The organism is Bacillus sp. NMCC4 (assembly GCF_002998555.1).
In the GTDB taxonomy this organism is placed as follows: Bacteria; Bacillota; Bacilli; order Bacillales; family Bacillaceae; genus Bacillus.
Window position 1 is genome coordinate 196,945 of the sequence record NZ_PVRA01000001.1, and the last position, 25,854, is coordinate 222,798.

Genomic DNA, 25,854 nt, shown 5'->3' on the forward strand with positions numbered 1-25,854 from the left:
AGCAGGTAATGCTAAGAAAAAGTTATTGAGGCGGGTGATCCTTTTGAATCAGACTCCATTGAAAGAGCACTTATACGATAATCTCTCCGTCATTCTCCCGCAATTAAAGGAAATGGACGATTTGGTTCATGAGAAAAAAACGCTGCCTCACGGGCAAGTCGTTTACTATTTATACATAAAAGAAATGAACGAAAAGATGGAGATTCAAACCTTTTTGAAGCTGCTTCTCCAAGATCAAGATCATACGTCTCTCACAAAAGAGAAGCTGGAATCCAATTTATCGATGATGACCACACGTTCGGTGAAGACCTCTGAACAATTGGTCGATGCGATTTTTGAAGGGCATTGCGTGGTGCTCATTAATGGATTTCAGCATGCTTATATTTTAGAAACGCATGGAACGAAGAAACGCAGTTTAGGGGATGCTACCTCTGAAACAGTCGTGAGAGGACCAAAAATTGGCTTTATTGAAGATTTAAATACGAATTTAGCGCTTGTAAGACAGCGCTTGAAAAACCCCGATCTTAAAACCGTCGATATGAAGATTGGTCTACAGAAATACACTCAGGTGACCATCATGTACATCGACGGTATCGTTCAAGTGCCTGTTTTAAAGGAAGTCAAAAAACGGCTCAAGCAAGTCACCATTGATGATATACAAGACTCTGGTGTTCTTGAGGAGCTGATTGAAGACAATGTGTATTCTCCTTTTCCACAAATTCAAAACACAGAACGGCCGGATAAAGTGGCGTCTGCTTTAAATAATGGCCGGGTCGCCATCTTTGTCGATCATTCACCTTTTGTGTTAATTGTACCTGCATCCCTTGCGACGATTATGCAATCACCCGATGATTATTATGAAAGATGGATCGCCGCCTCTCTTATTCGTTTGCTGCGGTTTACCTCAATCTTTCTGACGTTATTTTTATCAGCCATTTATATTGCGCTTGTGTCGTTCCATCAAGGTCTTTTGCCAACCACTCTGGCTATTACGATCTCGAGCACAAGGGAAAATGTCCCGTTTTCACCCATTGTCGAGGCACTCATCATGGAGATAACCATTGAGCTGCTGCGAGAAGCTGGCTTAAGGCTGCCAAACCCGCTCGGTCAAACGATCGGACTTGTTGGCGGGGTTGTCATTGGACAGGCTGCCGTTCAGGCACATATTGTCAGCTCAATCATGGTGATTATCGTTAGTGTCATTGCACTTGCATCCTTTACTGTTCCTCAATATGGGATGGGCATGTCCTTTCGTGTGCTCCGCTTTGTGTCCATGTTTACTGCGGCTACCTTTGGTTTATATGGGATTGTGCTGTTTATGCTTGTACTCCTTACTCATCTCACGCGGCAAAAAAGTTTTGGCACGCCTTATTTCTCACCAGATTTTGTATTCAGCTATAAAAACGAAGACAATTCCATTATTCGATTGCCTTTAAAAAATCAAAAGAAAGGAGAACGACATGGTCAATCATAAAGAGTCGATTACCAGCTATCAGGCAAGTGCCATTATTGCCAATACAACACTAGGCGCAAGTATGATGATTCTACCAAGATCAATGGCTCAGGCTGCGGCTACACCTGACGGCTGGATTGCACTCTTACTCGTGAGTGTCATTTACATTGTGTTTATTTTTGCAAATGTCCTCATGATGAAAAAAGTCCCCTTCTCCTCTTATTATGATTATACGAACGAGGGGCTTGGAAAATGGATTGGCGCTCTTGCCAACCTCTTGATTATTATTTATTTTCTTGGCGTCGCCAGCTATGAAGTACGAGCGATGTCGGAAATGGTGAAATTCTTTCTGCTTCAAAACACGCCTGTAGCGGTGACAATGATCAGCTTTATTATAGTTGGTTTTTATCTTGTGATTGGCGGGATTGGTGATTTAGCCAGGCTTTTTCCTTTTATTTTGATTGTGACGCTCATCATCTTATTTGTCGCTTACGGACTTAGCTTGCAAGAATTTAAGTTAGATAACCTCCGGCCCGTTTTAGGAGAGGGGTTCTCCCCTGTCTTCAATTCCTTTAATGCATCAGCCATATCGTTTGTCGGCATTGAAATGATGCTGTTTATGCCTGCTTATATGAACACGCAAAAACACACTTTTGCTTATGGAACAGTCGGCTTTTTGATTCCTGCGATTATTTATATTTTCACTTATATTCTTGTGATAGGTGCGCTGACGGTCAAAGAAACGGCGGCTTTGACTTGGCCGACCATTGCCTTATTCCAATCGTTTGATATTCAGGGGATTTTTATTGAACGAATTGAATCATTTTTGCTTATCGTTTGGCTGGTTCAGCTGTATACAAGCTTTGTCGGATATACATTTTTTGCCGCAATCGGGGTATCCAGACTGACCAAGTTTCCTAAAAAGGTAGTCGTCGCTCTAATGGGAATTGTCATTTACTTTGCAGCGATTTTCCCAAAGGATGTCGATACAGTGCGAGATTATTTAACCTATGTGAACAACCTCTTTTTTCTGCTGTTCGGCATTCTCCCGTTTCTCTTATTTATAATCGTTTTTTTCAAAAGGAGGCGGAAAACAGCATGAAAAAGAAGGCAGCTTGTGCTCTTTTGATGCTGGTTCTATTAAGTGGTTGCTGGGATAGTACAAATATTGAGGAGCTCAACATGGCGATTGGGTTTGCAGTAGATAAAGGGGACCAAGGACATAAATTAAAGGTGTCTATGCAAGTCCTCGTTCCTCAAAAGATTGATCAGGAAGCAAGCGTCAAAGACCCTACGAAAATCATTGAAACAAGCGGGGATTCTATGCATCAAATTTTCCGCACAACGGCGCTGAAAAGCCACCGCATTTTCGCCCAGCAGCTAAGGGTGTATTTGTTTTCTGAGGAGCTCATCAATGAGAATAATTTCGACCTCGTCATTAATCAATTCATTCGAGACAATGAAACGCGGAGAGGAAGCCTCGTCTTTATGACCTCTGAGAAACCTGGGGACATGCTGAAAATCAATGACGACGGACAGCCAGCCTCTTCGACCTTATACGATCTTTCAGAAAACAGAAAAACGACCATTTCCATGTTCAAGACGGTCTCATTAGGAGATATTTCTTCTGCCATGCAAAACAATGTATCTTTTGCTCTTCCGAAAGTCAGCGTCGATCAAGGAAAATTAATACTCGACGGTGCCTCTATTATTAAGAATAGACGATTTCTCACCAATATCTCTCCGTCAGCAGTGGAGTCATATAATTTGTTAACAGGGGACGGAGAAGGCGGAGTCATACAATTTGAATATGATCACAGCCTCTACTCTTTTGAGATTTTCAAAATCAAGCACCATATCAAAACGCATAAATCAGCCAGTGGAAAATATCAATTTGATGTGTCAGTGGAGCTTGATGGGCGATTGTCTGAGGATTGGAATGAACGCGAAAACGCTTTTAATGAAAAGTATCTCAGAGAAATCGAAGGCGCTGTCAAGCGTCGATTAGAGAAAAGCGTTAAAGATTTCATCGAGGAATTACAGCATGAGATCAAAGCAGATATTTGCGGGTTTTATCAAAAGGCGAGTATTGCCTACCCAAAGGACTTTCGAAAAGAAGCAAAACATTGGGATGAGATTTTTAGTGAATCAGATATTCGTTACAAAGCAAATGTGAAAATCCGTGACTTCGGGACTAAGGGCGCAACACAATCCTGATAGAGTATGTTAAAATGGTAAGAAAAAAAGGGTGTCAATCATGAAACGAGCTTTACTTTCGGCCGGCATTCTATTTTTGATTCTAGGAATACTCCTGTTAGTCGTTGTATTCATGCAATCAAAAGAAGATTTCTTCATTGAAGCCGACAGCTTTTCGAGCACATTTTTGATTGTGATTTATTATGGACAAACCCCTGCGCTCCTTCTTATTGGAGGCGGTTTATTCGTCGGACTTTCACAGATCATTGGTTTGCAGGAGAAAAAAGCAGCAGTGGCAAAGGAGAGCGTACAGCTATTATCCGAGATGAAGAAAGCCCTAGAAGACAAATCGGCCGAGGAGCAGGAGGCTTTTCCAGTTCCTGAGCTCCATCAACTATCCGAACGTCCGATCACAGGACAGAAGGACTAATTTTACGCATGTTCTAGCAGCTTTCATTTGAAAGCTGTTTTTTTATTTTATTGAATCAGCTTATGACGATGCGCATACACAGCCGCTTGCGTCCGGTCTTCTACATCGAGTTTGGAAAGAATGTTGGTAATGTGTGTCTTCACTGTTTTAATTGTAATAAATAGTTCCTCAGCAATGACCTTATTCGATTTTCCATCCGCAATCAGCTTCAAGATTTCCATTTCTCTTGCTGTTAATGCATCATGAAGGATCGATCCATTTGAGGAATGACGGAGTTTATTCATGACCTTTCCAGCCACTTTTGATTCAAGTCTTGGTTCGCCGATACTTGCAGACCGAATGGCATCCGCAATTTCTCCTGCCTTGGATGTTTTTAATAAATAGCTTAAAGCACCTGCCTCAATCACTGGATAGACTTTATCATCGTCAATAAAGCTCGTCAGAACGATAATTCGAGCATCTTCAATTTCTTGGCAAATTCTTTTCGTTGCTTCGATGCCATCCATTCCTTCCATGACAAGATCCATTAAAATCACATCTGGCTTTAATTCAACCGCAAGCTCTACACCTTTTTGTCCATCTGACGCTTCACCAATGACTTCAATATCAGCCTGCGCCTCTAAAAAGGCAGCAAGCCCCATTCTCACCATTTCGTGATCGTCGATTAAAAGTACTCGAATCATCGAACGTTCTCTCCTTTTCCTTCATCAAAAATGGGGACCTTCACATCGATTTGTGTTCCTTTTCCCTCAAATGACATAATCTCTGCGACACCGCCTACTTCACTTGTTCTTTCACGAATCGATTCAAGTCCGTAGGAAGCTGTCTTCACATGATCTGTTTGAAAACCGATCCCATTGTCGATAATCTTCAGCTGCACCTGCCGATTTCGAATGAGCAGACGTACCGTCACCTTTGTCGCCTTTGCATGCCTGAACACATTTGATAGGGCTTCCTGTACAATTCGGAAGAGGTGATCCTCTACTCCTTTAGACAGCGGAACATCATCTTCTATTTCCCAATCAATATCAATCGGCTGCTTTGCTTGAAATTCATTTAGGAGTTCAATCAAGCCTTTTTTCAAGTCTTTTCCTTCAAGGGTGATCGGTCTTAGATGAAGCAAAAGCGCACGCATTTCATTTTGTGCATCGCCAGCCATTCGTTCGACTAGGCGCATTTGCTTTAAAATCTTTTCATCCTTTTCCTTCATGCCTTCAAGAATCGCAGAGGTCATCATCGAAATCGCAAACAACTGCTGGCTGACCGCATCATGCAGTTCTCGTGCTAGACGCTGACGTTCTTCTGAGACGACGGATTTCTTCATTTGCACCTGCCATTCAGCCCGTTCATTCGAGAGCTTTTGCAAAGAAGCTACTTGCCCTTCAACTCGTTTCGCCATTTCATTTAATTGATCTGCCGCTAAGCCAATTTCATCGTCGCCAAGAGACGGCAGTCTGTATGCAAAGTTCCCATTTTCAAACTTTAAAATCGACTCTACAAGCTGATCGAGACGCTTCTTATGCTGATAGCCAAATACATGCGAGGCAGAAACCCCAATAACAAGACTAATGATCAGTAAAATACAAAAAAACGGAATGCCGAACCAGCGGGTAGAGAGGAGAATCATCGGATCAAGCTGATAATAAAAAAACATGGGCAGCATCGTCATGATGACAACACCAAGCGAGATCCCTACTCCAAGACGAATAGATTGCCACTGGATACCTAGATGGAGTTTCCTCATAAGTATCTCACATCCACATCTCCAATCAGTAAAGAGATGGAGATTTTCACTTTTCGTTTGCTCTCATCGTAATTGTTGGTCATCACATACACTTTACTGCCGAATCCGCTTCTTTTTTCATCAATAATTTTCATATCACCAATTGCAGCTGAAGCACTCACACATACTTCAATATCCTGCGGTACGTAAATATCCACATCTCCGATGAGCCCGCTAATCACGATCGTGCTCTCTTCTTCTGCGATGATGGCCTTTGATAAGTCGATTTTGACATCCCCGATAAACCCTGAAATCGTCAAATCACTTAATTGAAACGGCTTTTTCATCAGCCTGACTTCACCGATAAAAAAGTCATGCTCTTTGCGCGGCTTTGTCTGGCTCTTTGTTTTCTTTTGGTCGCCCTCTTTTTCAAGATTGACTTTCAGCGAAGGCTTTCCATCGTCCGATGCTTCCTTTTTATCGACATCAAAAACGGGTTTATTCTTCAATAAGCGATAGCCGGCATATATCAAAAAGGCCGCAAATAAATATCCTGTTAGACTAAATGTAATATTGAGCAGGAATTTTAAAAAGAGAAAGCCAGCAAAAATATAGGAAACTGAACCGAGCCAACGTTTGGATCGTGAGTGCAGCCAATAGCCAGCCAGCGCAAAAAATACAGGCCAAAACAAATCGGCTCCGATCCCAATAATTTTGAGAAATAGATTAATCCCAAAAATCACGACAATGATGCCTAAAATTTGATTCCTTGAAAAACGCAGTTGACTCGCCTCCTTCCTTTCTTCCGTTCATTACCGTAGCTTTAAGTTTCCACTTGTCATTTCAATATCGACTAAGTGTGTTCCTTTTCCCCGCGTGCCTGTAAATCCGCGCCCTTCACTATCCACTTGATCAAATTGATAGGAATGATCGACACTGCCACTTGTTTTTTTCACCCGGACATTGAAATCTCCTTCATCCGGTAAATTAAATTTGGCACTGCCTGATGTCATATGAAAGGAGACAGGTGACGCAATGGTATCAAAACTTGCCGTTAATCTACCGCTTGTCATGCCTAGTTGCAGCTCCCCTTTGACATCTTTAATATCGGCACGTCCCGAGGTTGCCCCAATATCACTATTTTTCGCATCGATGTGAGACACGGAGAGTCTGCCCGATGTCGCTTTGATTTCTACATTTTTTGCTGAGAAATTCTCGGCTTTGAGGTTTCCGCTTGTTGATTTGAGCGTCACATCTTGAAGAGACAGCTTCCCTTCGCCATCCATCTCGCTGACCCCGCTTCCACCCGTAATCTTCACATTTTTATGATAATCTGTTGGAATTTTGACTAAGAGTTCTCCTTTTTCAAATGAGGAGAAAAACAAGAATCCTTTATTTTCAGCACGGACGTTGAATGTACTGCCTGTTTGGTCCGCATACATTTTCCCTTTCCCATTAACGACAATCACGGAAATATCGGAACGATTTTCAGGCTTTACCTTCACGCGAAACCCAGAAAGAGAGATATCTAATTGATCAATTTCATCTTTTTTCGCTGAAGCTGTTGTGACTGCTTTTTCACGGGAGAAACTCAAATGAAAGAGATCTTCATTTTTGAAAAGCATCCCAATCATTAAAAAGACACCTACAAGTATACAAATTAGACCGATTAACCGCTTCATTCGTACCATCCTTTTATCTTCTGACCTTTTCATTATAAGGAAAAGCGAAACAGAAAGAAATCAAATATCGGAAGAAAAATCCTGCTTTTCTTCCGATCTGACATCGATTCCTTAGTTTGCTTGCTGCTCAGGCTTCTTCTCCAGCTTGAGCTTCTGCCATTCTTTTTCAACCTCATCCGCATAGTCTAGATGAGCATATGCTCCTTGATCGGCAAATTGTGCATAGCTGCCCGCTTTTGTCTCCATTTCTTCGATACGGTTCTCCATTCGAAGAAATTCCTTATATGCACTTTCACTGTCTACTTTGTTCATGGATTCGTTCATATGCTGCTTTGCCTGTGCAGCATTTGCTCTTGCAATCAGAGCCTGCTTCTTGTCTTTAATATCACGCAGCTTCGTTTCTAACTGCTGCAATTGCTCTTTCAGCTCTTTCAATTGTTTCACAGAGTGCTGATAAGCTTCCTGATATTCCTGGTGCTTTTCTTCAAAATACTTCATTTCTGTGAGCGCTTTTCGTGCAAGTTCCTCTTCTCCCGCATGATATGCCAGCTCAGCCTGCTTCTTTCTTTTATCAGCAAATGCTTCTGTCTCTTCTGCTTTGTGCAGGAAGCCTTGTTGAATCGTTTGCTGTTTGATGATCGCATGTTTCGCTTTGGCAATATCGTCCTCCATATCACGAACGTACTGATTCAGCATGACACGCGGATTCTCCAATTTATCTAAGCCTTCATTGACCGTTGCAACAAACATATCTCTTACTCTTCTGAATACCATTTGATATTCCTCCTCTTATTTTTTCTTTAAAAAGTCTTCCCATTCTTGATCAAATGACGTGTGAATAGGTTCTTCCATTTTCGGTGCCGTGTTTGGCTCCATATATGATCTGCTTGATGATTCTTTTGCCTGTTCACCATTGATCATCGTCCAGCCGAAGTAGAGAAGCCCCCCAGCCAATGCGATTCCAAGGATAAATGGCAGAGATTGCACAACAATCAGTACACCAATGACCGCTAGAATGACACCGAAGGTTTGACTGCCTTTCTCATATTTCTTTATACCTACATAGATGAGCCACGCCCCAATCAGAATCGGGATCAGCCCTCCTAGTGAACCACCGAAGAAGATGGATAGACCGACAAACATTAAAATCGAACCGATGATGGTTTTACTTGTTATTTTCATCTTCATGCCTCCTTTCTTGCTCCTTGCTTTTACTTTAGTCAAAAAAGAGAGCTGGCAAAACGTGTCGCAGATTGATCTTTCATTGCGACCAGAGTCGTAACTTCGCTCAGACTAAGCGATAGAACCTAATAAAAAAGCACTCTTCTCATTCGAAGAGTGCTTCAGATTGTTGACAAAGGGCTAAAATGATCTTTATTTTAGCCCTTTGTCTTCTTTTCAGCGTGTAGACCGAAACACGTCTGCGCTTCGTTCATATTCAACATCAGCTTCACCGAGCCGATGATTCACGACTCGTGCGGCTGCAAATAAATAGTCGGATAGACGGTTCACATAGGTGAGTGTAACCGCTGGAATCTCCTCCTGCTTCGCAAGCGTCACAATATGCCTCTCTGCTCTTCTGACGACTGTCCGCGCCACATGTAAGAGAGCAGCGCCTTCCTGGCCGCCCGGCAAAATAAACTTTGTGAGAGGCGCGGCTTCTTCTACATAGACATCCATTCTTTGTTCAAGGACTGCCACTGATGCTTCAGTTAATTTGCCTTCTTTACGTGGTTTGACTGCTGCCAAATCACCGCCGCAGTCAAAGAGCTCGTGCTGTATCACAATCAGCTCTGACAAAATGTCTTGAAACAATTCTCCATGCTGACGTAAATGTGCATGTGCGAGTCCAATGAAGCTATTCGCCTCATCTAACGTGCCGTACGCCTCGACTCTTACATCATCTTTATCGGCTCTCCCGCCGATCAAGCCTGTTTGGCCTTGATCCCCTGTTTTTGTATAAAGTTTCATCGGTGTCCCTCCTTGTCTATTGCTTTGTCCTTTTAGTATAACCTGAAGTGCAAAGGATGTATTTGTTTAACTAAAGCACTGTGATTTTCATCGCATCATAAACAAAAAAGCGAACCCTTTGGTTCACTTTTGAATGGCATTCAATGTATAAAGAAGACGGTGCACTTTCTGTTTTAATCTTTCATGTAAATGCTCATCATCTTCTGTTTCTTGCATACCCGCAGCAGCGATACAAAGATGATGAATGGACATGCTCGTCTCCTGTTTAATCATGTGGACAAGCTGCCCCATGAGCTGAACAGACGATCCGTCTGATAAAGATTCTTTCAGTACAAGCCAAATGGTCAGCTCTTCTTGATGACGCATGCCGTAAAGCACCATGTCGTTTTCTGTGTCTTCAGCAGCAAATTGGTTTGGTCCACTCGTTTGGTCGTAAAACAATATTCCTTCACGATCATCCAGCTCGTCACGAAGTATCTCCGTTCCTGTTCCGAGAGATCTTTTCCAAAAGAAGCCGCCCCTTTTCTGATGTGAGGAAAGGACGCGGAGCGGCTGTTTGAGGGAAAACGTCATTCCTTCTGAGCCATACGTTTTCCAGCCATCCGCTAACTTTGCATTTGATGCTATAGAAGCCCCCGCAGGCTCAATGATCAGCTGAGGGTTTGCTCTTCGCGGGTGTTGGAGCGGTGTTACCTCTGTTTCATACACACGGTTGATTCGCTCAGGCGTCAAGACGTGATGCGGCAGTCCTATCATTTCCGTCTTTCCTTCATCAAGCAGCAGCAGCCGGTCACAATATAAACTGGCGATGTTCACATCATGAAACACGCCGATCACCGTTAGCCTAGAGGTAGTGGTCTCTTCTTTAATTAAATCAAGCAAGTCTTTTTGATAGGCCAAATCAAGAAAACTGGTTGGTTCATCCAGCAATAAATATTCAGGCTGCTGGGCTAATGCCTGTGCCAAGTACACACGCTGCTGTTCTCCCCCGCTCAACTCATGAATGGATTGATCCTTAAATTGTGCAACATCCGTTTGTTCCATTACTTTGTTTACGACCTGCATATCTTCTCGAGTAACAGATTGCAGCCATCCTTTTTGATATGGGTAACGACCGAATTGAACCGTTTCTTCCACTGTAAATGAGAAGGCTTGGTCCGTTTTCTGCGGTAGAACAGCCATTTTTTGCGCAAACGCCTTTGGACGGTAGGATTGAACCAATTGACCGCTCAGGCGTACCTCGCCACTCTCAGGTGCCAGCATCCCAGAAATCATTTTAAGCAAGGTCGACTTCCCGCTTCCATTTGGACCAAGTATACCGAGAAATTCTCCTTGCTTTACCTCAAGGCTGATGCCACGTATGACCTCTTTCTCTCCATATCCACCTCTGATTTCCTTCACTTGAATCATAGATGTGTCCCTCCTCTATATTTACGGATGAGGATGATACCGAATACAGGGGCACCAATTAACGCAGTAATGATGCCAATCGGTAATTCAGTCGGTTCAATGATCGTACGGGATAACACATCTGCTAAAACGAGAAAGGAAGCGCCGTTCAGCATAGACAAAGGCAGGAGGTGCCGGTGGTCTGTGATGGCTAAGAGGCGAATAAAATGCGGAATCACAAGTCCCACAAATCCGATCGTCCCTGACACCGCTACCGCACTACCAGTCAGAATTGAGCCAGCAAGCAGCACTATATATTTGCTCCTTTTCACATGTACACCTAATAGCTGTGCCTTCTCCTCGCCATACGTCATGACATTCAAATCTCGTCCCATCAGCATTAATGCAAAGGTCCCCACAAGAAAGAAAGGAAGGAAAAGCGCAATATAGCGCCAGCCCCTCATGGACACACTGCCGAGAAGCCAATGAATAATCTCTTTTAGATCATCACCTGTTAAAGCAATCATCAATGATATAAGCGCACCCAAAAAAGAGCTAAAAATCACCCCTGTTAAAATTAAAGAAGAGATGCTCATCCCCCGATGAACAAGACGCGCAAAAAAGAGGACGAGACATAGGGTCACAAGCGCTGTTGTCATACTGAAAAAAGGCAGTGTGAAACTGCCGAGCAAAGGGAGCTGCAAGCTGAAAAATAGTGTCGCGACGGCTCCAACTGATGCCCCTTGAGATACACCTAGCGTATATGGGTCAGCGAGAGGATTTTTTAATAAACCTTGAAAGGCTGCACCTGATAACGCCAGCGCTGCTCCGACTAGTGCCGCTAATATCACTCTCGGCAGCCGGATATTCATCATAATATTGCGATCAATTGAATCTATTGTGCCAATCTGCACCCCGAATAGTTCATGAACAAATATACGGAGAATAGAAGGAATGGGAATCCCTAAGCTTCCAAAGGAGATTCCCATTCCAATGCTCACCACAAGAAGTAAAACACTTAGTGTGTATGCGATGATGAATTTATTTGAACGTGTCAGGATAGATGCTTTTCGCAAGAGCCTCGACTCCTTCAACCAATCGCGGTCCCGGTCTTGATGCGAGATCCGTATTCAATTGAAAGACTTGTTTTTCCTTCACTGCTTTGATCGCATTCCAGCCGTCTCTCTTTTTCAGATCAGCTAAGCTGGAACCATCAATTGTGACGATCACATCAGGATTTCGTTTGATAATCGCTTCTTCTGTCATTTGCACCCAGCCAGTTTGATCGCCAGCAGCATTTTTCGCATGGATAACAGAAAGCATTTCGTCCATAAATGTATTTGTACCTGTTGTATAGATTTCAGGCGCACCTGATACTTCGACAAAGACTGTTTTTTGTTCGTCTTTGGAGATCGCCTCTGCTTGTTTCTTGATGTCATTCAATTTTGTTTTCATCTCATCTACAAGCTTTGTTGATGCTTCTTTTACACCTGTTGCTTCACCGATCAAATTGATCGATTTGTACACATCCTTAAAGGAGGTGGCATCATTTACAGTCAGTACTTGAATTCCTGCATCTTCAAGCTGTTTAAATCCATCTTTTGATCCCATCTGCGATGCATGAGCTAATACTAGATCAGGCTTTAAGGAAATGACCTTCTCGACATTGAATTCAAGTCCGCCAATCTTCTCTACCTTTTCAACTTCCTTTGGATAATTGTCAAAATCTGATCGTCCAACCATTTTATCGCCAAGACCAAGCGCATAGGCAACCTCTGTATTACTTGGAATTAATGAAACAATACGCTTAGGCTGCTCTTTGATTTCGACTGTTTTACCAGCTGCATCTTTAATCGAGACAGGAAATGCCGCAGCCGCTGTTTCGTTATTTTGTGAACTCTTTGCTTTATGGTCTGTCTCAGCACCTGCACATCCTGCTAAAACACCCATCACAAGCAATAGCGATAGCCAAATGGCCGTTAACTTTTTCATGAATGAACCCCCTGGTTTATGTACTGCTTGACGTCATCTCTTCCGTCAATTCTTTTCTAATTTCGGGAATATTATACTACAGTGCAGATAGGTTGTATATGTGATTTCTAAAAGCGTCTTTTTCGTTCTTACTAAAAGAAAAACAGCCTCCGAAAAGACTGTTTTTCACTCATCTATCAATTGATTTGTTCCCCATTGATGACGACTTTCTGAAAAGAAGGAGATACTGCATGCTCCAAAGAAAGTGGATACGTCACATGATCTATGACACAATTTTTCATGTTGAAGTGTGTAACGGGGGAATGTGAGTAGGCGGCTATTTTCACACCATATCGTCCGCCGCTGCTTTTCAGTCCTTCTACTTCAATATGACGCACAACAGGACGATGTGGACCCGCATCCCCTTCCTCATACATCATGTCGATACAGACCACTTCATGCTTTAAGCTTTTGACTGTGTTGTTTTTAAAGTAAATATGTTCAATGGTACCGCCTCTGACAGAGTTGGTTTTAATACGCAGTGCCCGGTCAAGGTTCGGACTATCCATTACATTATTCTCTGCATATACATACCTGACCCCGCCAGAGATTTCACTCCCGATCGTCACTCCGCCGTGTCCATCACGCATCTCATTTCTACGAATGACAATGTTTTCAGATGAAACCCCTATTCTCCGCCCGTCCTCGTTTCTGCCAGATTTGATGGCAATACAATCGTCTCCATTATCAAAATAACAATCTTCAATGAGCACATTCCGGCAAGACTCCGGATTAACACCATCTGTATTTGGTCCATGCCCGATGATATGGACTCCACGGACGATGACATTTTCACTTAGCACAGGATGAATTTGCCACATCGGTGAATCCTTCACTGTCACTCCTTCAATGAGAACTTGCTGGCATTGGTAGGGCTGGATAAAGCTTGACCTTAAATAATGGCCTTCTCCAAACACTCTTTCTTCTACTGGTATCCTCTTTTCAGCCATTTCAAATAGAAGCTGCCGATCCCGGTCCTGAGACGGCTGGCCATTCGTGCCATACTTCCAAGGCCACCAATGATGTTCATCCCCTCTGCCATCAAGCGTTCCAGCTCCTGTGATGGCGATATTTTCTGCATGGTGTGCATAAATGAGAGGTGAATAATTATAAAGCTCAATCCCTTCATATCTTGTCAGTACAATCGGCAGATAATCCTTTGGATCTTGGCTGAATGCCACATAGGCTTTCTCATGCAAATGCAGCTCTACATGACTCTTCAATTCTAGAGCACCTGTCACAAACGTCCCTTCTGGAATAAGCACACGTCCCCCTTTCAAACGGTGCGCATCATCAATCGCAGACTGGATAGCATCTGTTGAAAGCTCTATCCCTTTCCCATCTGCACCATAATGAACCACATTAAATTCACGATCAGGGAACAGCGGCGCTTTTATCTGCTTTAACACTTGATCGATTCCGTTTGCTTTTTTGTCTTTCTTCTCTTGCCTTGCTAAACGCATGAGTCCGATTCCTGTGAGTACCGTTCCTGCTGTGATATACATCAAATCCCGCATTTTAAACACGTTCTCATCCCCCAGTCGCCTTAAAGTGTGACACCTGTTTTGAAAATAGCCAGCTCTCTAAAATTGTTTTTTTCATGATTTAATAGCTTTCCGCTCGCCACATCAATGACAGTTGAAATGAATTTTTCTAATACAACATCTTCTGGTACATCTTCAAGCAGTTCTCCCGCATTAAAGTCAATCCAGTGCTTTTTTGTTTCATATAAGGCTGTATTCGTCGAGACTTTCATTGTAGGGACAAACGTACCAAATGGTGTCCCTCTTCCTGTTGTAAAAAGGACCAACTGACAGCCGGAAGCAGCAAGTGCGGATGAAGCAACCAAATCATTACCTGGCGCACTTAATAAATTCAGGCCCTTTCGCTTCAGCAATTCCCCGTATCTCAATACATCTTGAATGTCAGAAGTCCCTGCTTTTTGTGTACAGCCGAGAGATTTATCCTCTAATGTCGAAATTCCACCAGCTTTATTTCCCGGGGAAGGATTTTCATATACTGGCTGTCGATGATCCATGAAGTATTGTTTAAAGTCATTGATCATTTGCACAATATTGTCGAAAGTCGCTTCTGATTCCGCTCTCTCCATTAAAATCGTTTCAGCTCCAAACATTTCGGGCACTTCTGTTAACACTGTCGTGCCGCCTTGAGCAACAATAAAATCGGACAGCCTTCCTAAAAGCGGATTTGCGGTAATGCCGGAGAATCCATCTGATCCTCCGCACTTCAAGCCGATTTTCAGCTCAGATAACGGGATCTCTTCACGGTGATCTTCTTTCGCCGCATCATAAATTTCCTTGAGTAAAGCGACTCCCGTCTCAATCTCATCTCCTACTTCTTGGCTTCTTAAAAATTTCACTCTCTCACGGTCATATTCACCTAATGTGGACTGAAAATCTTCAATATCATTATTTTCACAACCAAGTCCAAGGACGAGCACCCCTCCAGCGTTAGGATGCTTCACGGCATTTTGTAAAATGGTTTTTGTATTTTCATGATCGTCCCCAAGCTGGGAGCATCCATAATTGTGCTTTAATACGAGAGCTGTTTCAAACGGATGGATGTTTCCGCCCATTTCAGCGGTGAATATTTGGATGATTTGATCGGCAATGCCATTCACGCATCCAACGGTTGGGACAATCCAAAGCTCATTGCGAATCCCGCTTTCCCCATTTTTTCGTTTATATCCTTTAAATGTAAGATTCGTTTTTTCATAGGGGTTGTCTGTGAATGAAGGCTCGTATTCGTAATCGAGCTTTCCTGATAGATTGGTTTTGATATTATGCGTATGCACCCATTCTCCAGCAGAAATGGTAGTCGTTGCATGCCCAATGGGGTAGCCATATTTCATGATATTCTCTCTTTGCTTGATATCAGCCAAAGCAAACTTATGACCTTTGGGAACGTTCTCTTTTAAGACAACAGAGTGATCTTGATGATGCAGCTCCTCACCTTGTTCAAGTACTTTTAATGCAATACCGACATTATCTGAAGGGTGAATCACAATAAAATCTTTCATGCCTTCTCCCCCTGACTTTCATATTGATGATGCAGCATTCGTTGAACAGCCGCTCTCATCCCTTGCTCCTGTATGAAGGTAAGCTGATCAGCTACAGCGTGACTCAAATCATCTACATCCGTTAAATTTTTCCCCCATAATGGCTCACATGATAGAATCCTGGCTGCGATCGCTTCATTGGATTGGTTCTCCCCTTCCCAGGCTTCCTTCATAAATGCCATTACAGTCTCATCATCCTTTATCCTTTCTGCATATGCTCTGTAAAAATAAATGAGACTGCTGAGTGAAAACACGAGTTTCATTGGCAGCTGTTTCTTTTGCTCAACATAATCAAGCAATGACGGAAGAACTCGGGTTCGGAACTTGGATATACCATTGAGCGCAATATCGAGCAATTGATGCTTCACAAATGGATTGCAAAAACGATCCCAAACCGATTGTGTATAAAGAAGAAGCTCATCTTGAGAGAGCTCAAGCCCTGGCAGTACTTCCTCCTCCAGCATACGCCGGATGAACGGACCAACATGCTTGTCATCCACAGCTTCTTTTACAGTGTCTATACCACATGAGTAAGCGATTGGCACCATTGCTGTATGTGCACCATTTAAAATTCGTACCTTGCTCATGCGATAAGGCGCAATATCTTCTACAAAAAGGACATTTAATCCTGCTTTTTGAAAGGGAAGCTCTTTTTGTACGAAGGCAGGTGCTTCAATAACAAAGAGGTGATAATATTCTGCCGTGACAAGCAACTCGTCGATATACCCATCTTCCTTTTGGACAATTTCAGCTGCTTCCTTAGAAAACCCAGGAACAATCCGATCCACAAGCGTATTACAAAACGTGTTGGCTTCCTTGATCCATGTGATAAACGCAGGCGGCAGGTCCCACTCAGCTGCCATGTCTATCACATATTCCTTCAAGCGGTCACCGTTATGTTCGACCAGTTCACATGGAAGGATGATCAGCCCTTTTTGTTCATCTCCAGTAAATGCTTTAAAGCGGTGATATAAGAACGCTGTCAGCTTTCCTGGAAAACTGGCTTGCGGTCGATCCTCCAAGCGATCCTCCTTTCTGAACATAAGTCCTGCCTCTGTCGTGTTTGAGAAGACAAAGCGGAGATCGGGGTTTTCAGCTACGTATAAAAAACCATCGTAATCCGTATACGTACTGATTCCTCTGCTGATCGATTGAATGATCATGCGCTCATTCATTTCTTGCTGGTCATGATAGCCCTGTATACATAAAGTATATAAGCCATCTTGTTCATTTAAAGCCGCAACGGATCCTTTTCGCGGAGGAACAACAACAGCTCTTCCTTTAAAATCTGTGCAGTCGTTCAGCTTCTGGATGTGCCAATTAATAAATCCTCGCATAAAATTCCCTTCACCGATCTGCAAAATGGTTTCCGGAAACTCAGGCACCGGGCATATGGTTTTTGATAAACGTTTCAAATATATTCCCCTCTCTGCGCTTTATGCACACGTGAACATTTTTATTTAAAAGGTGCTGATTACTGCACCTTTTTGACTGAATCTCTGATCATCAGCTCTGTGTGGACATAGATTTTTTCCATATGATCTTCTTCCTGCTCTTCACCGTTTATGACTGATAGGATGGCTTCTGCTCCAAGTGCACACATTTTTTCGATAGGCTTTTTTACCGTTGTCAGTGCAGGCGTGGTGTAGGATGAGAATGCTATGTCATCAAAACCGATAATAGAGATATCACCTGGACATGTCTTGCCTTTTGCATATAAAGCATTCATCGCACCAATGGCCATGTCATCGTTAGAGCAAAAAAGCGCTGTTGGCGGATGATCAAGGGTCAGCAGGGATTCCATTGATTCATAGCCGCTTTTCATGTGGTAGTCACCTGTGATCATATATTCTTTCTTCATAGGAATATGGTGATCAATTAACGCTTGGAGAAAGCCAGCTTTTCTCTCCTGAGTCGATTTAAAGCCTTCTTTTCCTTCAATGATGGCGATTTGATGATGGCCTTGCTGAATGAAATAGTGCGCTGCCTGATATGCTCCTTGACTATCATCTGCTAATATATTCATCACTTCATTACTTTCTACACGGCGATTCAGCACAATGATTGGAATGCCCTGTTTCTTGACATGATGGATAAACGCTTCATCGTGCTCGCTTTGACTCATAAGCAAAATGCCATCGTAGCGCTGTTTATGAATGGTTGTGTAATCGTGAAAGTCGTCAATTCCCCTTACAAACAGATTATAATGCTCAGTCATCACGCTATTGACGCCCTTTAACGCATCTACAAAGAAGCTTGAAGATGTGCCTTCTGTTAAACTCGTAAAAAACAGACCGATTGTAAACGATTTTTGTGATACAAGGCCTCTGGCATGGACATTCGGTGAATAATTCAGCTGTTTTGCAATCGACAAAATCTTTTGTTTTGTCTTCTCTTTAATAAAAGGACTATTATTCAAAGCCCTTGATACCGTAGTATGAGAGACGTTTGCCAATTTTGCTATGTCTTTAATTGTGACTGTCATGCTATTCCGCCTTTTATGATTTTTTTCCATCTTATCATAAAACCGCTTTCATTTTCTTACCTTTTTCCTCATGTGATTTTACTTTGATGCTGGAGCTGCTTTGCCCGGTCAAATTGAAAATATTGCCTGGCATTTTCATAGCTGATTCCTTTCACGATCCCCCCTAACAGCTCAAGGTCATAGGGGACTTCTCCTTTTTCTACCCAATCTCCGATGATATCACAAAGCAGTCTTCGGAAATATTCATGCCTTGTATACGACAAAAAGCTTCGTGAATCAGTCAGCATCCCGATGAAACGGCTGATCAGTCCAATACTGGAAAGAGCCATCATCTGCTCTGTCATTCCTTGCTTCGTATCATTAAACCACCAGGCTGTGCCGTGCTGCATCTTCCCCGGTGTCTTCCCGTCTTGAAAGCTTCCAGCCAATGTTGATATCACCACATTGTCCCTAGGATTCAAGGAATAGAGAATGGTGTTTGGCAAAGCATCTTCTTGTTCTAAACGATCTAATATTCGGCAAAGCGGCTTTGCAATGTCCTCATCATTCATCGCATCATACCCCGTATCTGGTCCGAGCCGCTCAAACATTTTTGTATTGTTGTTTCTAAGCGCATTGATATGAAGCTGCATCGCCCAGCCACGCTCACAGTATGCCTGACCTAGCATAATGAATGTCTCTGTTTTAAACTTGATCTTCTCTTCTTCCGTCAATGGATGACCAGACATTCTTTTATGAAAGATGGTCTCCACTTCTTCTTCTGACGTTTCTTCATATGTCATTTCATTTATAGCATGATCTGAGATCAAACAGCCGTGTTCATGGAAGAAATCAATTCTTGCACGGAGTGCTTTTAAGAAGTCTTGGTAGGATTGTATTGGAGTAGCTGAAACCTCTGCCAGCTCGTGAACATATTTTGCAAACAGATCATTCGCTATATCGAGTGCTTTATCAGGTCGAAACCCTGGGAGCACTTGTACAGAGAATTCCTCTTCCCGCAGTTTTTGATGATAGTGAAGCGAATCGACCGGATCATCTGTTGTCACAACGGTTTCAACGTTTGATTTCACAATGAAGTCCCTCGCACCAAATCCCTCTCCTTGCAGCTTTTCATTGACTTTCTTCCAAATAATGTATGCGTTTTTTTCGTTTAATAGGTCTTCGACTTCAAAATATCGTCTTAGCTCTAGATGAGTCCAGTGATAGAGTGGATTTCCAATGGTCATGGGTACGGTCTTCGCCCACGCCAAAAATTTCTCATGATCTGATGCATCCCCCGTAATGTGCGTTTCAGGGATGCCATTTGTTCTCATGGCACGCCATTTGTAATGATCTCCATAAAGCCATGCTTCGGTGATATTTTGGAAGGTTTTATTTTCATAGATGTCTTTAGGACTTAAATGACAATGGTAATCTATAATTGGAAGGTCCTTTGCAAACTCATGGTATAGCTTTTCCGCCGTTGGACTGTTTAGTAAAAACTGCTCATCTAAAAAGGCTCTCATCAAATTCCCCCATCCCTCTTATCGTATGAAAAATAATTTGTTCACGTTAACAATTTAATTGTAATCGTTTACAAAGTTGATTTCAATCCTAAAACAGGAAAAAACGATCTCCTTAAGAAAGGAAAATCGTTTTTTGCCTATTTTACAGAAGGTGATTTTTTAAGGATAATCGCAATAGTTGTTCCAGCACCTAGTTCACTTTCCACTTGAATATCACCGTCATGCAGCAAGACAAGCTCTTTTGCTATTGCCAGCCCAAGTCCTGTTCCATTCGTTGGGTCATTTGTATTTGTCCCTCTGTAGTAGCGGTTAAATAAGTGATCTACCGTTTCTTGTGCCATTCCGCATCCGTTGTCTTTCATTTCGATCCGAACTTCTTCATTTGTTTCAGATAAAACAGCTGTAATATGAGTGCCTTTTTGGTTATGCTTGACTGCATTCGCCAGCAGGTTCTCAATCACTCGTCTGAACCAGGCTTTGTCGATCTCAAACATGACACCGTTTGTTTGATCTTCAAAAGAGGATGAAAAATCCTCAGAAAAGGAGCTTCTTGAAAACTCGTCCATAATAGAGGCTAAAAATTCACCCAGCTCGACCGGCTTTCGATTAATAGGCAAGGCCCCATTTTTCAATCGGTACGTGAGGTTTAAATCCTCAATCAAGGTCGACATGTATTCTGATTTCTCACGAATCACCTGTCCCATTTCCATGACTTCTTCCTTGGACCATTGATATTGATCAGATTCAAGCATGAGCCCATAGCCGTAAATCGTACTAAGAGGTGTTTTCAAATCATGAGACAATCCTGCAATCCATTCTTCCCTTGTAGTTTGAATTTTTCTTCGGTTTGCTTCATTCTCTTTTAATGTAAGCGTGAGCTGATCCATTGTTTTTAGGATATCCTCAAATAATCGGTATTCCCGCTTAATACGACCTTTTTTATTTTTACTGATTGGAATTCCTTTTCTATTTGTTGGTTCCTGCAATTTATTTCTTGATAAGAAAATCAGCCAGCGGATAATGTGATAGATCGGCAGACCATAGCGATACGAGTACCATAATGTCATGACGATAATAACCGTAAGTGCAAGACCTGCAATTAAAATGGTTGTATATTGATTTAAAGCGTCTGTCTCTTTATCGTAAAGTTTGTCTGGGCTGTATACTTTATTTGGTACCGAAACGATGATATACAGGTTTTTATTCACTTTGATATAAGACAGGTCACTTCTAAACTCCCAAGGCTTCGATTGATACTTGAGCAGTTCAACATCTGTTACATCATGTTTCAAATTGGTATTGGCTCGAATGCCTTTTAAATATTTTCCTTCATCATTGAACAGATGCACCGATCCATTCATTCTCTTCAAAAATTCTTTCGTTTCAACCGAATATTGAGATAGTGCAGCCAAATCTTTCTCGTGCTGCTTCAGATAATTGGCGACCTTTGTGCTGTTCGTTTTGAACCCGTATAACACGATAAAGCTTTTTTGATCAATCTCAATTGGCCAGAAGTACATCTTGTAATCTTTAAATTGTCTTTTTTCAAAGATCTTGATCATTTCATCCTTTTGATAGGATGTTGGAATGGTCTTAGGACGGTGATAGCTATAGACGTTATGTTTTTTTGAATCAATCACTTGCAGCCAGCCGTCTCGTTTTTTCACTGCTTGCTTGAGCTGATCATCGGCTTCCATTTTTCCATCCTCGTTAAAATAAAGCCAGCTCATGAGTGTGTCTCCATCAGCTTTTGTTAAACCGGTTTCGGCCATGTTCTCGTAGTGTTTTTTAAAATATAAATTCTCAGAGAACGTATTCCCGATCATCAGAATGGCAATCACAATAAACATCTGTCCGACAAAGTGAAAGAAAAGTTTTGTTCGTAAATTCATGAATTAATTAAGAACCTTCACAGGGTGCGGAATAAATTTATATCCCATACCACGGATGGTCACAATATATTCAGGCTGACTTGGATCTAATTCAATCTTTTCTCTCAGCTTTCGAATATGAACCATGACGGTGTTGTTATCACCATACGACGGGACGCCCCATACTTTCTCATAGATTTGATCTTTTGAAAGAACCACATTCGGATGATCACAAAAGTACTTCAGCAAGGATAGAAGCTGAGCTGAGCATGCCGTCATCTCTCCTCTCACTTTCAGTTCGGCTGAATGAGGATGATATGAGAAATGGGCATATTCATATTGGTTTTGAGCCTCTTCTTGCTCTTCCTGTAAGGAGATATATGTTCGGTTTAAGTGAGCCTTAATTCTAGCCACAAGCTCTAGTGGATTAAATGGCTTTGTAATGTAATCATCTGCCCCCTGCGCAAAGCCGGTCAGTTTATCTACATCAGACGTTCTTGCAGTTAAATAGAAAATGGGTGCTTTCGTATATTTTCTTATTTCAGGAAGAACATCAAAGCCAGACTTACCGGGCATCATCACATCTAGAAGTAAGAGGTGGATGTCCTCGTTTTTGACAACATCTAATGCTTCATCTGCATGGTAGGCTTTATAAATATGCTTGAATCCTTCTTTTTTTAATACGCGTTCAACCATTTTTACAATTGCTTCTTCGTCATCTGCAATCAATATTTTTGCTGTTTCCACGCATCTCTTTCCTTTCTAGCTATGATCTCTAACCGTATATTACCATTGTCTAAAGTAAAAAAGTACCTCTTTTTCTGCATAAAAGCGAAAAAATATCAACTGGAGAAAATGGAAGTACTAGGAAGTTTCAGAGACGCAAAAAAACTCGGCTATTCCACCGAGTTCCTTTTACTTTTATTATCCATTCACAGCTTCTAGCTTTCTTTCATGATTCATTAAGTCATATGTTAAACAGATCGGCTTATTTGTTCTAGGATCAAGTACAATTTCTGCATCAATGTGGAATACCTGACCAAGCACCTCTTTGGTCATGACCTCATGAGGCGTCCCATCTTTGATGACTTTTCCTTGATTGAGGGCAATCATGTAATGAGAAAAACGTGCCGCATGATTCAAATCATGAATGACCATCAACACAGTTCGTCCCTGCTCTCTGTTTAACCGTTCTAACAGCTGAAGAATCTCGAGCTGATGCGCAAGATCCAAATACGTCGTTGGCTCATCTAATAGAAGCAGTTCTGTTTCCTGGGCAAGTGCCATCGCAATCCATACACGCTGACGCTGTCCACCGGAAAGTGCTTCAATTGGCCGGTCATGAAAAGCGATCATGCCCGTTTCCTCAAGTGCCCATCTGATGATTCGTTTATCTTCATTTGATAAGCGACCAAATCCATTTTGATGCGGGAAACGTCCATATGACACAAGCTCATACACTGTCAGTCCGCTTGGTGCTTCGGGCGTTTGCGGTAAGATCGCCATTTGTTTTGAAATTTCTTTTGTAGGCGTTTGATGAATAGCCTGGCCATTTAAGTAAACAGCGCCTTGATGGGACTTCATGATCCGGGACATTGTTTTTAAAATCGTTGATTTCCCGCATCCATTCGGCCCGATCAGTGTTGTCACCTTGCCTTTTGGGATACTGATATTTAAATCATCTACAATCAAACGGTCCTGATAACCGATACAAAGCTTTTCTGTTTCGAGCGATTTCATATGTTTTTCTCCTTCCTCATTAGTTCGTTTTCATCAATAAGTAAATGAAGTAAGGTGCGCCTAAAGCAGAAACGACAAGGCCAACTGGCACCTCTGATGGTGCAAGTATGACGCGGCCAAGTGTATCTGCCAGTAATAATAACAGTGCGCCAATCAACGCGGAGGCCGGTATCATTCCTTGATGCTTTGGCCCAACAAGCTTTCTCGCCAAGTGCGGTGCGGCTAACCCTAGGAACGAGATACTACCTGCAACAGCGACACTTGCACCTGCTAATGCAACGGCAATCAGCATCAGAAAGCTTCTTTCTTTATGAACCGAAATCCCTAAGCCATAGGACAGCTGGTCACCTAAATTCATGATATTTAAGTAGCGTGCTCTCACAAGCGCTAACACAAGGAAAATGAGCATCCATGGCAGAACAGAAAGGACATACGTCCAGCTTGAGCCCCAAATGCTTCCTGATAACCACACGATGGCTTGGTTAAAATCATTTGGGCTCATTTTTAATTGAATGACCACAATTGCTGCTGAAAACGCAGCATTAACGCCAATTCCCGTTAAAATCAATCGAACAGGTGTGATGCCTTTTTTCCACGCTAACACATAGATGAGAAATGCAGCAAAGCCTGCACCTGCAAATGCGAAAAGCGGCAGTACAAAAATCGTCAAATTACCTAAGTTCGACATCGTGCCTTGGAATGCAAAGATAAAGAGCACAACGGCAAATCCTGCACCCGCATTCACACCAAGAATACCGGGATCAGCCAAGCCGTTTTGAGAAACACCTTGCCAGATAGCTCCTGATACAGCGATGGAAGCACCAACAAGTAAAGCGATGATCATTCTTGGAAGTCTGAATTCGAACAGCACCAGCTCATCCATTTCACTTCCGAATCCAAAAAATGTTTTCAATGTATCTATCGGAGAAATACGAATTTCTCCGGTATTTAAACTAATCAGAAATACCGCGACGATGGCTAAAAAGATCATGAGCATCGTTCGTTTATATTTCTTTTTCTTTGCCTGCTGGACCATTTCCATTTAAATTCCGCTCCTTTCACGTCTAGCTAAATATAAGAAGAAAGGAACGCCTATAATCGCAGTAATGGCACCGACTGGCGTTTCAAATGGAGCATTGACCAGCCTTGCAGCAATGTCTGCATAAATTAACAAAATGGCACCTAAAATAGCTGAGCAAGGGATAATCCATCGATAGTCCACTCCGACCAAGAATCTAGTGACATGGGGAATGACAAGCCCGATAAAACCAATTGAGCCTGCCACCGACACAGCAGCACCGGTTAAAAGAATTACGACCAATATTCCTAGCACCTTGACCGTTTTCGTATACTGCCCGAGCCCTTTAGCCAATTCATCACCTAAGCTCAGTACAGTGATCGAGCGAGCAAGGATCATCGCAATCAAAAGTCCTGCAATGGCGACTGGAATAATGACCTGAATGTTGCTCCAATTCACACCTGCCACGCCGCCCGCATACCAAAAGCTCATGTCCTGAGCGACATCAAACCGGATGGCAATTGCTGAAGAGATGGAGCTTAAAAGTGCTCCAACCGCCGTACCTGCTAGTGCGAGCTTCACTGGGGTCAGTCCTCCCTTAGACAGAGTACCGACACCAAACACAATAGATGCACCGAGTGCGGCTCCAGCAAATGACCAAAGAATTAATGTGAAAGAAGATTGGCCTGGGAAAAACGCAAATGCTATAGCAATCGCAAATGCAGAGCCATTTGTCACGCCCATAATTTCAGGAGACGCAAGCGCATTTCTTGTCATCCCTTGCATAATGGCACCTGATACGGCTAAAAAGGCACCGACGAGTGCAGCCCCAACTGTACGCGGCAGCCTCAATTCCCGAATGATTTGATGTGAAGTTTGCTGTGGATCAAAATGAAAAATGGCTTCCCATACAGTGTGTAGATGAATGTTTGCCGCTCCTAATGATACCGATAAAAAAAGACCAAATGCTAAAGCGATAATTCCTATGATGACAACAGCTGCTGTTCCAAAAGGCTTCGTGACAATATCCATTGCATCGTCCTTGGCTGGCAGCTGTTTATTCGATTGTGAGCCCAAAACCAGTCTCTTCCTTTCCGTTCATATCTATTCCTCATTAGTGATAATGATTATCAATCTCGAAGTCTAGTATATCATTTTCTTTTCTTTTTGAAATCATTGTTCTGAACATTTTCTTTATTTTCATCAAAAAACCGGGAGAAACTTACCATTTTTCTTTAGGTCTTAAAATAGCCGATGCATTTTTCATCCCATCATGTTACG

At 42.4% G+C, this 25,854-nt stretch carries 24 protein-coding genes; 4 read left to right on the forward strand and 20 right to left on the reverse strand.

All coding sequences use genetic code 11. From position 1 onward, the window contains the following. Positions 1-43 precede the first annotated feature (43 nt). The 4 genes from C6Y02_RS01115 to C6Y02_RS01130 are packed head-to-tail and all read left to right on the forward strand — an operon-like array spanning position 44 to position 4,079. Entirely contained in the window at positions 44-1,474 is a 1,431-nt protein-coding gene (locus C6Y02_RS01115) for a spore germination protein (RefSeq protein WP_106030479.1), read from the forward strand. Then, positions 1,461-2,555, forward strand: coding sequence for a GerAB/ArcD/ProY family transporter (locus C6Y02_RS01120; protein WP_034659933.1), 1,095 nt, complete (start codon positions 1,461-1,463; stop codon positions 2,553-2,555). Before C6Y02_RS01115 ends, C6Y02_RS01120 begins: the two co-directional genes overlap by 14 nt. Continuing rightward, entirely contained in the window at positions 2,552-3,670 is a 1,119-nt protein-coding gene (locus C6Y02_RS01125) for a Ger(x)C family spore germination protein (RefSeq protein WP_034659935.1), read from the forward strand. The genes C6Y02_RS01120 and C6Y02_RS01125 overlap by 4 nt, the downstream gene beginning before the upstream one ends. 40 nt (positions 3,671-3,710) lie before the next feature. Continuing rightward, complete coding sequence (locus C6Y02_RS01130; protein ID WP_034659936.1) at positions 3,711-4,079, forward strand: hypothetical protein; 369 nt, start codon at positions 3,711-3,713, stop codon at positions 4,077-4,079. A gap of 47 nt (positions 4,080-4,126) precedes the next feature. Here the strand turns inward: C6Y02_RS01130 and liaR are convergent, their stop codons facing one another. From liaR to C6Y02_RS01230, 20 genes are all read right to left on the reverse strand, one after another. Then, positions 4,127-4,762 (reverse strand): two-component system response regulator LiaR, encoded by a 636-nt coding sequence (liaR, locus tag C6Y02_RS01135; RefSeq protein ID WP_034659937.1) that lies wholly within the window; start codon positions 4,760-4,762, stop codon positions 4,127-4,129. Further along, complete coding sequence (liaS, locus tag C6Y02_RS01140; protein ID WP_034659938.1) at positions 4,759-5,823, reverse strand: two-component system sensor histidine kinase LiaS; 1,065 nt, start codon at positions 5,821-5,823, stop codon at positions 4,759-4,761. The genes liaR and liaS overlap by 4 nt, the downstream gene beginning before the upstream one ends. After that, the gene (gene liaF, locus C6Y02_RS01145; protein ID WP_060597711.1) at positions 5,820-6,584 is read right to left on the reverse strand and encodes a cell wall-active antibiotics response protein LiaF; all 765 of its coding nucleotides are present in this window, start codon (positions 6,582-6,584) and stop codon (positions 5,820-5,822) included. Before liaF ends, liaS begins: the two co-directional genes overlap by 4 nt. A gap of 30 nt (positions 6,585-6,614) precedes the next feature. Continuing rightward, a complete protein-coding gene (gene liaG, locus C6Y02_RS01150; RefSeq protein WP_106030480.1) occupies positions 6,615-7,484 on the reverse strand; it encodes a LiaG family protein in 870 nt (289 codons plus the stop codon). A 111-nt stretch (positions 7,485-7,595) separates the two neighbouring features. Further along, positions 7,596-8,258, reverse strand: a complete 663-nt coding sequence (liaH, locus tag C6Y02_RS01155) for a stress responsive protein LiaH (RefSeq protein ID WP_060597278.1) — start codon at positions 8,256-8,258, stop codon at positions 7,596-7,598. A gap of 15 nt (positions 8,259-8,273) precedes the next feature. Continuing rightward, positions 8,274-8,666 carry a hypothetical protein gene (locus tag C6Y02_RS01160; RefSeq protein WP_106030481.1) on the reverse strand — a complete coding sequence of 131 codons (393 nt, stop codon included), beginning with the start codon at positions 8,664-8,666 and terminating at the stop codon, positions 8,274-8,276. 216 nt (positions 8,667-8,882) lie between these two features. Next, the gene (locus tag C6Y02_RS01165) at positions 8,883-9,455 is read right to left on the reverse strand and encodes a cob(I)yrinic acid a,c-diamide adenosyltransferase (protein ID WP_106030482.1); all 573 of its coding nucleotides are present in this window, start codon (positions 9,453-9,455) and stop codon (positions 8,883-8,885) included. A 123-nt stretch (positions 9,456-9,578) separates the two neighbouring features. Beyond that, on the reverse strand, positions 9,579-10,865 hold the full coding sequence (locus C6Y02_RS01170; RefSeq protein ID WP_106030483.1) for a heme ABC transporter ATP-binding protein: 1,287 nt from the start codon (positions 10,863-10,865) through the stop codon (positions 9,579-9,581). Continuing rightward, a complete protein-coding gene (locus C6Y02_RS01175) occupies positions 10,862-11,920 on the reverse strand; it encodes a FecCD family ABC transporter permease (RefSeq protein WP_106030484.1) in 1,059 nt (352 codons plus the stop codon). Before C6Y02_RS01175 ends, C6Y02_RS01170 begins: the two co-directional genes overlap by 4 nt. Continuing rightward, entirely contained in the window at positions 11,886-12,836 is a 951-nt protein-coding gene (locus C6Y02_RS01180; protein WP_060597282.1) for an ABC transporter substrate-binding protein, read from the reverse strand. The genes C6Y02_RS01175 and C6Y02_RS01180 overlap by 35 nt, the downstream gene beginning before the upstream one ends. Before the next feature lie 176 nt (positions 12,837-13,012). After that, entirely contained in the window at positions 13,013-14,401 is a 1,389-nt protein-coding gene (locus C6Y02_RS01185; protein WP_106030485.1) for a glycoside hydrolase family 28 protein, read from the reverse strand. Between the two features lie 20 nt (positions 14,402-14,421). Next, positions 14,422-15,915 carry a UxaA family hydrolase gene (locus C6Y02_RS01190; RefSeq protein ID WP_106030486.1) on the reverse strand — a complete coding sequence of 498 codons (1,494 nt, stop codon included), beginning with the start codon at positions 15,913-15,915 and terminating at the stop codon, positions 14,422-14,424. Then, entirely contained in the window at positions 15,912-17,369 is a 1,458-nt protein-coding gene (locus C6Y02_RS01195) for a tagaturonate reductase (RefSeq protein ID WP_106030487.1), read from the reverse strand. Before C6Y02_RS01195 ends, C6Y02_RS01190 begins: the two co-directional genes overlap by 4 nt. A 59-nt stretch (positions 17,370-17,428) precedes the next feature. Further along, positions 17,429-18,439, reverse strand: coding sequence for a LacI family DNA-binding transcriptional regulator (locus tag C6Y02_RS01200; protein WP_034659952.1), 1,011 nt, complete (start codon positions 18,437-18,439; stop codon positions 17,429-17,431). A 68-nt stretch (positions 18,440-18,507) separates the two neighbouring features. Further along, positions 18,508-19,944 carry a glucuronate isomerase gene (gene uxaC, locus C6Y02_RS01205; RefSeq protein ID WP_106030488.1) on the reverse strand — a complete coding sequence of 479 codons (1,437 nt, stop codon included), beginning with the start codon at positions 19,942-19,944 and terminating at the stop codon, positions 18,508-18,510. A gap of 137 nt (positions 19,945-20,081) precedes the next feature. Beyond that, complete coding sequence (locus C6Y02_RS01210; protein ID WP_106030489.1) at positions 20,082-21,836, reverse strand: HAMP domain-containing sensor histidine kinase; 1,755 nt, start codon at positions 21,834-21,836, stop codon at positions 20,082-20,084. 3 nt (positions 21,837-21,839) lie between these two features. After that, on the reverse strand, positions 21,840-22,562 hold the full coding sequence (locus tag C6Y02_RS01215) for a response regulator transcription factor (RefSeq protein WP_106030490.1): 723 nt from the start codon (positions 22,560-22,562) through the stop codon (positions 21,840-21,842). A 177-nt stretch (positions 22,563-22,739) separates the two neighbouring features. After that, positions 22,740-23,555 carry an ABC transporter ATP-binding protein gene (locus C6Y02_RS01220; protein ID WP_060597288.1) on the reverse strand — a complete coding sequence of 272 codons (816 nt, stop codon included), beginning with the start codon at positions 23,553-23,555 and terminating at the stop codon, positions 22,740-22,742. Between the two features lie 19 nt (positions 23,556-23,574). Beyond that, the gene (locus C6Y02_RS01225) at positions 23,575-24,597 is read right to left on the reverse strand and encodes a FecCD family ABC transporter permease (RefSeq protein ID WP_034659961.1); all 1,023 of its coding nucleotides are present in this window, start codon (positions 24,595-24,597) and stop codon (positions 23,575-23,577) included. Next, positions 24,598-25,650 carry a FecCD family ABC transporter permease gene (locus C6Y02_RS01230; RefSeq protein WP_106030491.1) on the reverse strand — a complete coding sequence of 351 codons (1,053 nt, stop codon included), beginning with the start codon at positions 25,648-25,650 and terminating at the stop codon, positions 24,598-24,600. Between the last annotated feature and the right edge of the window lie 204 nt (positions 25,651-25,854).